Source organism: Acidimicrobiia bacterium, from assembly GCA_012959995.1.
In the GTDB taxonomy this organism is placed as follows: Bacteria; Actinomycetota; Acidimicrobiia; order Acidimicrobiales; family MedAcidi-G1; genus MedAcidi-G2B.
The window spans coordinates 1-8,643 of the sequence record DUCC01000003.1 but is presented as its reverse complement, the minus strand read 5'-3'; the positions used below and the strand labels follow the sequence as shown (position 1 = coordinate 8,643).

The following is an 8,643-nucleotide window of genomic DNA, read 5'->3' as shown; positions in this document are numbered from 1 at the left end:
ACCGAGCCAAAAGCTGCTTCGAGTTCATCGGCCGTTACCTCAGTGTCTTCTAACACGTCGTGCAACAAGGCCGCAATAGCGATGTCTTCCACCTGGTCTTGTAACCCGGGGTCGGCCGCCGCATCTTCGATAGCCAGCCCGGCCACCGCCAACAAATGGGTCAAATAAGGGATCGATGAGCCCTTGCGGTTATGGCCCTCATGGTGAACCCGGGCAAACTCCACCGCCTCAGAAAACCTTTTGCTCAACATCATTAAACAGAACCCCCCAACTCTTTCATTTCTTTTTCTGTTCTCTTACGGGCATCACGTACGTCTTCTCCTTGGTCCAAGGTCAAAAGATCTGACTGACCCAATGGATTCTCCGCACTCACTGTGGCCAACATTTCGCTAATGCCTTCTAAAGCAGCATTGCTTTGCTCAAGATCAACCATCATCAATTGCGCCGATTTCATAATGCTCATTACGTGCTTACGCACCCCGAGACACCGTTGGACTTCGGTCATGGCCCGAGACACCACCACCGACAAAATCTCGGCGTTGATGTCTGGGCGAGAAGCCGCCAACAACAACCCTCGTGCAAACCCGTAGGCCACCTCAAGGTTGCTGAAATCACCCATTTCAGTATCAACCAGCACCGCCAAACCCGCACCGGGAAGCCAGGCCACGTCTTGTACGGCGCTTTTTACGCTGGTGTGTAACGAACCGCGGTCAAAGACAATAAGGGACAAAGCCGCTTCACGGTTAGCCCCGGCCTCCACCAACTGGCTCCACGCGGTATCTGTCCTATTTTTGTCGTGCTTCGCATCTTCTGCGCCACCTAAAGCAACGCTCTTGTCAAACTTGACCTCCACAACAAGACGGGGACCGCCGTGACCCCCAACATGAATAACCACGTCACCGGTTTTGTTGCCCTTAAGAACTCCGCCGGTTTGTCCGGTGGGTTCCACGAGGTCGTTCCACGACCGGCTTGCTACCAACTCACGGAAAGCCACTTCAACATCTTTTTCGGCCAAAGCACCCTTCTCGGCAGTAGCCATCGAACGCTGACGCTCGGCATAAAGCAATTTTAGATACTCAAACTTGGCCCCCACATCGTCAGCCGTGGAGCTCAAAAACGCCCCAATACGGTCGTCCATGTAGGCAAAAGCACCAAAACGGATAATCAAGTCATACAACTCATCTCGTTCGGCGGTTGGGGTGTCGTCAAATAACAAGCGCACCAACTCGTCGGTCACCACGGTTTCTGGGAAAGTCACCGTTTCGTTTATTTGATCAATGCGGATCGCATTTTTACTCATTGCTGTTTCTCTTTTCTGTTAATAGTTTTTTGATATTCAAGCTTTGATTACTCACGGCCTTAACAAACACGCCAACGCCATTTCATTTCGCTACGGATTTGGCACACCCCGCAGCCCTCTTTAATGGCCCCCGCTCGTGGGTCATGAATGAGCGGCGCCAACCGAGCGAACTTGTGGAGTATCCAATCTGGTTCAATGTCCACCGGTATCCAGGTGGTTGACAATAAGTTGGCTCGACCCTGATCGGTATCGACCATGGCGGTAGGCGAAAACACCAACAACCCAGCCACCGACACCTTTTTCGGTTCACCTTCTGCAGGGTTTTCTAAAGCCCATCGATAAGCCGCCAACTGGGGCATATAAGCCTCACCCAAAGTCGCCGAGGCCGTGCTGGACTTGTAATCAACAATGCCCACTGTGCCGTCATCAAAATGTATGAGCGCATCCATGCTGCCCCCTATGACGAAATCTAAGCCACCGAAGGAATAGGGCGCCGACTTCACCCGGCCACCATTACGGATAGTGCCCGGAGGCAACGCAGGGTCAATGGCCGAAGACGGCAACCCATCAAAATATGCCCGCTGCTGTGAATCAAGTTTGGCAAAGATGCCAGGAAACGGGTTGTTAAACCACCGTTCCCCGGCATACCAAGCACCCACGCAACGATCACACTCATATTTTTCGTAACTCAAACCGCTGGGCGCCACCTTCACTACCTGCGGTTCGGACCGGTCTTTCTTACCCCACCTCATCGGCAAACCTCCGCTACCGGCTTGGCCACCGCTGCACACTCAGTAACGGTGCGTACATGCAAAGCCGTGAGCTCTTGTTCGGTCATGCCGCTGGTGTAACCACCCGCCAACACAAAGGCCAAAGGCACCTGGTGTTCGCTGGCCCAAGTCGCAACCAAACGCTCACGCTCGGCTAAGGCATCGGCAGAAATAGCCGGTGCTGGGTCGACCCCGGCGTTATAAAGCACCAGGCCCGCATCGGTCGGCAAGTCAGCCAACATGGCCGCTACCGCCTCCACATATTCCTGGTCGGTTACCTCCCACGGCAACAACACCAACTGGTTGCCCAAAGTGGGGGCGTAGCCGTCGTATCGAGCCGTAGACAGGTCAAAATGCCCAACCCGTTGGTCCCCGGCAATAAAGCTTTGGGTGCCCCCACCGCAATGCGCATCAAGATCAAGCACCACCACCTGGCCCTCCACCAACGTTTTGGCGTGTTCAATAGCCACCGCCAACCCATTAATGGTGCAAAACCCGGCACCGGTATTAGCCCGTGCATGATGCAAACCAGAAGACAACGACCCAGCTGTGCCCTCAGCCAAAGCAGCCTCCACGGCTAGCAACACACCGGCCGTGGAGTTAACCACCATGTCCCAAATCTCAGGACACCACCCAAAGCCCTGGCTCGACGCCAAGCTCCGAGGCTCCCCGGTGCGCAAAGCATCAAGGTACTCCTCGTCATGGATGGCCTCAATGATTTGCTCGGCCAACGCCACGTAATCTTTGGGGTCAACCACCTCAATGTTGGCCAAGCCAACCAAAGCCTCGGCGATAGGCCCTGCTTTACGGGTGGTGTCGAACTGATATCCGGCACCTATGTAGTAATCGTTAAAAGCTATTTGCATGCGTTTACCCTTTCTTCTTTGCGAATACGACTAATTACCCACCCCGCATCAACGGGGTTTTGCTTGTGCCAATTTTTGGCTTCGCGACAAGCCTCGGCGATCTTTTGCTCAGACCAGCCATGGCGATTGCCATACCACCGCACGGCACTATCGGCGTACAAAATGCGAGCGATAGGGCGAGAGGAGCGAATAGCCGTTAAAGCGTCGGTAATATTGAAACCCAACTCCAACATGGCTGCAAAAGCCAACGACGGAGCACGGTTGACCCCCATGTGGCAGTGCACCACCACCTGGTTTCTTGGGTCGGCCCGTATGGCGGCGACCACGCTGTCGACCGCTTCGTTGAACCAACTGTTCTTTTGCGGGCCACCATTGTCATGGGTGCCGTGAAAGGCGTAGACCACCTGGGGTTGCAATTTTTTCACTAGGTCCTCGTCGGAGTACTCGCCTCGTACATCAACAATGTGGGTAATGCCATCATCCACCCAGCCTTTAAGGTTGCGTCTCGCACCCCAAAAACTCTGAGGCAAGTCACCACACAGATGCAACTGATCGGTCACCCGGCAAAGACGGCGCCACCAAGACGCGGGGTCGGAAACCATTACTGAATCTTTAACTTTGTTCATGTGAACTCCTAAAAATTGGTGTCGAAAAAATCGACGTGAACCCTGCCGGAAAACCCGAACAGGTGAAGAGCTGGAAGGCCCGCAGCACCCAGGAGGTGGAAAGGAGGTAAAAACCCTCCTGGGCGGCGGAACCAAAATGGTTGACCAGTTATGAGAGCCCGTGGGCCAGAACCTTTGGCTTTTCCTCAGTCGTTGTCATAGTTAAAATATTACATGAGGGGTGTGACAATCTCAGAAAACCCTTGATTTTAAAGGGTTTCGGACCCTCATGGGTAGTGAATAGGGGCTACTCATTTGCGAAACAAGCTCATATGCACCAAGGCATCGTCTAGGGTCAAAACCTGACCGGTAGATCGGCCAATGCACACATGGTGTTCCAAACCCAGGCCTACCCCCGGGACATCAGTCGAATCCGCAGCCCCGAAACGGCTGAGCACCTTTAAGGCCACCGTGGCTGATGCTCGACCATCAGAGGTTGGCTTTTCTAAAAAACACGCACGAACCAAAGACCCCCAATGAGCCTGCAACAACTCTGGTGACCCAAAAATTTCGGCGCTAACCACCCGAGACCCATGAGCAACCACCAAACCACATTGCTCAAGCAACGGCCCTTTGCTTTCAAGTTCCTCAACCACCTCGCCAAGCCGATGGTTTTTTTCAAAAACTATCTCAGCATCAGCCATAGACGAGGTTGAAGAATCAACCGCCAAAAAGGACAACTCGTGGTCTATGACCCCCCACACGGCGCCCTGATCACTGTTGCGGCCGCCGGTAGCAACCAAAGAACGACGAACACCTGCGTGTTTTACTCGACGCACTCGGCGCGGCGCAAAAGAGCGGCCCTGCTCAAAACGCCGCGAATCGCCCCAACGGCCCGCTTCGAGACACGAGACAGGAATATTAATAGTCTGCCCAGGAGGCACGAGGACGCTTACATTGGCGGTGCGGTTTTGGTCGCCACCGACTAGTTGCTCACCCTCCACCACCAAAATCGGTTGATTAGTGGGATTAACGGCCACCAAGTGAGGCACCGTGGCCTGCCCACACTCCTCAATAATCAGCCCTGCGTCACGCCCTGTGCCGATTGTTGGAAGATTATTCCCCGGCAAATAAACCGGAAAAAGGGAAATCCCCAAGCGGCTCAGAGGCAAGCCTACGGAAACGGTATTTAAGGAAGTAATGGTCATGTTGATTTTCTTTCTGTTGATGATTTTGGAGGGAGGAAAGTTTTAAAAAGGCGCCCCTGGGGTGCGGAGACACCCCAAGGACATTGGTTGACAACCAAACTCAGCGACTGTCGTGATCGGACTCCGCTTCTTTGCGACCGTCGTAAAAGTCTTTCTTGCGGCGGATCTTTTCTTCAGGCATTGAGGTGCGGTACTCGCTCATTCCTCGACTGAAGCTCTTCATGGCCGAACGGGTTCCTTGGCCATCTCCACGGAAGTTTTGAGTGTTTTCTTGGCGAATACCGAACTGGCCAGCCGTGGCATAGGAATCTTGGTTGGCTCCCATGAACACAAAAGTCCAGCCAGCTTTTTCTTTTTCGGCTACCAGGTTAAACAATGCTTGATTTGTCCACCGGGAGCTGGCGTTTTCGTGGCCATCAGTGAAGACCACGATGATCTGGTCTTCGGCTTCGGCAAGGCCCTCTTCACGCTTGGTCACCGACTCAATAAGCGTGCCGAAGGCATCCAGCAACGGCGTACCGCCTCGAGGCTGATAATCGTTGGCCGTGAGTTCTGGCACCTCACCGATGTCTACGGCATCCACGGTGACCTTGAATGGCTCACCGGTGTCGAACTGCACGGCGGTAAAGGTGCAGGTGCCTTTGGTGACCTGTTGTTCTTTAACGAACTCGTTGTAGCCGCCAACAACATCGCCCACCATGCCGGCCATAGAACCCGACCGGTCAATGAGGAACGACACATGTACAGCTTCAGTTGGTTCGGTCTTCTTTTTAGGTTCAGTTTTCGAGGTGTGGATCGTGACCAAGGTGGCGAGCTGATCGGCGGTATCAACCACCGGTGCGAGGCCTCCCACCTGAGTAAAATCGGCTGGTATTTTCTTAGCTCCCAAAGAAGCCCCAAGACACGCCCCAGCCATGGCGGCAATGGTGTCGGTATCGCCGCCGGCATTTACCGCAGACAACACCCCCTGGGGGCCTTGAGTGGCACACCACAAGGCAGCCGGAACCGCCTGACTAGCGAGTGGGTTGGTGCCCAACACATTCAGCACCGTTTCTGGTGGCTGACCTAACAACGAAGGCAACAATCGCAAGCGGCTCAACAAGGTGGCCCCGTGAATTTCGATTTGTGGGTAGTCGGCGCAAATGTCGGCTATTGCTTCAAGCCACATGGCACCAAGGTCGCCCTGACCAGAGGAGGCCAACGAAACGGCGGCGGCCATAGCAGCGGCTGCACTAATAGCCATGGGGTGGCCGTGGGTAACCGAGGCCGACAAAGCCGCTTCGTAAGCTGCCCGCTCGGGGTTGCCTGACCACACCACACCAAAGGCGATTGCTCGAGCAGCGGCCGCGGTGCCGGCGGAATTGGCCTTGGCGGCTTCCCACCAAGGCTGGCCGGCCGACAACTTTGATTGAGCGTGGCGCACGGCCATACCCTGAGTCTCGATAGTGGCTGTCATGAGGCGAGCAGCAAACCGTTCGGGATGACTTACCTGGCTAGAGATCAAAGCATCAGCGGCCATGATGGCCAACTGGGTGTCGGTGCCTGGAAGAGGGTTAGGCACCACAAAACCGTTGACGGTACCGAAATGCTCGCTTATCCAGGCTGCCGAGCGGCCTTCCAACGGCTCACCTAAGGCTTCGCCTATGGCAAAACCTACAAACGCCCCTCGAGCTCGATCACGCGAGGCGGGAGAAATAGCGGCCTCGCCGGTGGCTGGGTTGCCAAGACGGTCAGCCAGCATGGCCATGGCGGCGGGGTTGAATCGGTTGGTAGTTTCGTTGTTCTTGGGCATAATAGCTCCTCTGTAGGTTTGTGTCTAAATCACTATAACACATAAAAGTAGTATTTGTCAAATTTACTAGAACTTTTTTTAATTCTTGCACTTCTGACAAATACCATGTACCCTTGCAGTGTGACAAACACCTCTTACAACTCCAGCGACTACCCAGATTTCGCCGTAACGGTAGACCTCTTGATATTCAGCGTTATTAACAAAACCCTCCGGATACTGCTTATTCAGCGTGATGAAGACCCCTTTCGCTACTCCTGGGCCCTCCCGGGAGGCTTTGTACACGAGGAAGAAAACCTCGAAAGTGCCGCATGGCGAGAGCTCGCTGAAGAAACCGGAATCGCCAACAAAGTTGGGCACCTTGAACAACTCCGCACCTACGGCGATGCAGGTCGTGACCCCCGCATGCGCGTGGTAAGCGTGGCCTATTTTGCCGCAGAGTACGATCTTCCCGAACCCCAAGGCGGCGGCGACGCCAAATACGCCGAACACGTACCAATTGTCGAAATACCCAACAAAAGCATCAAACTGGCCTTTGACCACCGAAAAATCCTCACCGACGCCGTTGAACGACTGCGGAACAAAATCTCCTACACTCCCCTGGCCACCCAATTTTGCCCAGAAGAATTTACTATTGCCCAACTCCGCTCGACCTACGACATCATCTGGCGAGACACCGAAAAATACCTGGCGGGGGCCAAAGAACACGACGACTTGAGAGGCCCGGCCTCAAAACCTTTTGAACTCAAGTCGGCTAGGCCACATTCTTTTCAACCCGTCGCTGCCCCGGTGGCCCTCCACCTCGCCACGCAACCTCTCAAAAGCGAAGCACCACTCGCTGAAAAAACTTCACTGAGCTATTTAATGCAAAACGAAGAAACCAGTTACGCAAAACTCGACCCCGGAAACTTTCAACGCAGCGTCTTACAGGTAGACGGGTTTCTTGAACCCACGGGAAAGAAGTCTTCACCCAGCACCTCCGGTGGGCGCCCCGCCGAGCTCTTCACCGTCGGCAACCTGGACCAACTCAGCCCCCCCATCCGACCTAAAAAACCCAGTAAATAGACTACCTCTTACGAGATGGCGGCAACCACTGACATATCCAAAGCAATAACCGTTGCACCAAAGAAAGTTTTTTAACCACTACATAACCTGGCTCCTCTTCCAAGGGCTCTGACGGCTTTACCCGAAAACCTTCCTTCGGCGAATACTCATCTGGTAGCGTCGGAGTTGGCCTCGGCACGAACTCTGGCTCTTCAGCCATCAACGGCCGCAGGCACTTTTTAGCAGCTTCTGGGTTAGGCATATCAGAACAAGGCTCGACCTCTAGACGAATTTGTTTTGTGGAATTACCACCACTAGTGCCGGGCCTGCGACCCACAGGTTGCTGTTTTCGGCATATTTCCCGTCGAAGCTCATTTAAATTCTCAAGATCATGCACCCGCAACGGGAAGTCCATCTCAAGAACCCTTTCCTGAATAGATAGATGTCTAACTCTTTCTGAATCAACGTATATCGTCGCTATAACCGCTTGCGCCTCTTTGAAACGGCGTAGCAACTCTTCAAGAGCCGGAAAATAATCGGGGTTTCGAGCCGAAGGTGAACCCTTCTTTCCACCTCGGGACTGAAAAATAATAGCAAACCCCTCCGTACCATCTCGAGGCACCACAAAGAGCTCAGCATCAAACTCATGGCCGGCTGCGTTGAGGAGCTTCAAATAAAAGACCGAGGAAGAAGACCATTAGGCATTCCTAAAGTATGAAACAAATTTGTCCATTTGTCGAGCGAAACTTTTCAGCAGATCGGTAACGGCCTCTCGCCGCTACAACAAATGGGCGGCGTGGATGCCGCACATTCATCCCTCCGCCACCAGCACTAACCCCGGCTCGTCACAGCCATAGATGAAACACACCGCTCCCGCCGATGGACCATCCACCTCTGGCCCACCATCAGAGCTCTTCTCGACCAGTAATAAATCCATCATTCTCCCTTTCGCTAGTAGTTGCCACTAATTAGTTTCATTTACCTGGAACACTTGGTGACCTTGCGGGCGGCGTACATCCAGTGGCCATTACAAATAAGAATCGTGGAGTTCTCCACCCAGC

9 protein-coding genes are annotated in these 8,643 nt (G+C 53.8%); 1 reads left to right on the top strand and 8 read right to left on the bottom strand.

The window, feature by feature from the left end; genetic code table 11:
- The 7 genes from EYQ49_00990 to EYQ49_00960 form a co-directional block, all read right to left on the bottom strand.
- A partial coding sequence (locus EYQ49_00990; GenBank protein HIG24455.1) for a bifunctional (p)ppGpp synthetase/guanosine-3',5'-bis(diphosphate) 3'-pyrophosphohydrolase occupies positions 1–254 on the bottom strand: 254 nt, incomplete at its 3' end.
- Positions 254–1,300, bottom strand: a complete 1,047-nt coding sequence (locus EYQ49_00985) for a hypothetical protein (protein HIG24454.1) — start codon at positions 1,298–1,300, stop codon at positions 254–256. The genes EYQ49_00985 and EYQ49_00990, both read right to left, overlap by 1 nt.
- A 59-nt stretch (positions 1,301–1,359) precedes the next feature.
- Positions 1,360–2,052, bottom strand: coding sequence for a hypothetical protein (locus EYQ49_00980; protein ID HIG24453.1), 693 nt, complete (start codon positions 2,050–2,052; stop codon positions 1,360–1,362).
- The gene (locus EYQ49_00975) at positions 2,049–2,936 is read right to left on the bottom strand and encodes a hypothetical protein (GenBank protein HIG24452.1); all 888 of its coding nucleotides are present in this window, start codon (positions 2,934–2,936) and stop codon (positions 2,049–2,051) included. Before EYQ49_00975 ends, EYQ49_00980 begins: the two co-directional genes overlap by 4 nt.
- Complete coding sequence (locus EYQ49_00970) at positions 2,927–3,562, bottom strand: hypothetical protein (protein ID HIG24451.1); 636 nt, start codon at positions 3,560–3,562, stop codon at positions 2,927–2,929. Before EYQ49_00970 ends, EYQ49_00975 begins: the two co-directional genes overlap by 10 nt.
- Before the next feature lie 290 nt (positions 3,563–3,852).
- Complete coding sequence (locus tag EYQ49_00965) at positions 3,853–4,749, bottom strand: hypothetical protein (GenBank protein HIG24450.1); 897 nt, start codon at positions 4,747–4,749, stop codon at positions 3,853–3,855.
- 100 nt (positions 4,750–4,849) lie between these two features.
- Positions 4,850–6,541, bottom strand: coding sequence for a VWA domain-containing protein (locus EYQ49_00960; GenBank protein HIG24449.1), 1,692 nt, complete (start codon positions 6,539–6,541; stop codon positions 4,850–4,852).
- Positions 6,542–6,646: 105 nt separating this feature from the next.
- Here EYQ49_00960 and EYQ49_00955 point away from each other — a divergent pair, with 105 nt between their 5' ends.
- The gene (locus EYQ49_00955; protein ID HIG24448.1) at positions 6,647–7,603 is read left to right on the top strand and encodes an NUDIX hydrolase; all 957 of its coding nucleotides are present in this window, start codon (positions 6,647–6,649) and stop codon (positions 7,601–7,603) included.
- Between the two features lies 1 nt (position 7,604).
- Here the strand turns inward: EYQ49_00955 and EYQ49_00950 are convergent, their stop codons facing one another.
- Positions 7,605–8,255 (bottom strand): hypothetical protein, encoded by a 651-nt coding sequence (locus tag EYQ49_00950; protein ID HIG24447.1) that lies wholly within the window; start codon positions 8,253–8,255, stop codon positions 7,605–7,607.
- Between the last annotated feature and the right edge of the window lie 388 nt (positions 8,256–8,643).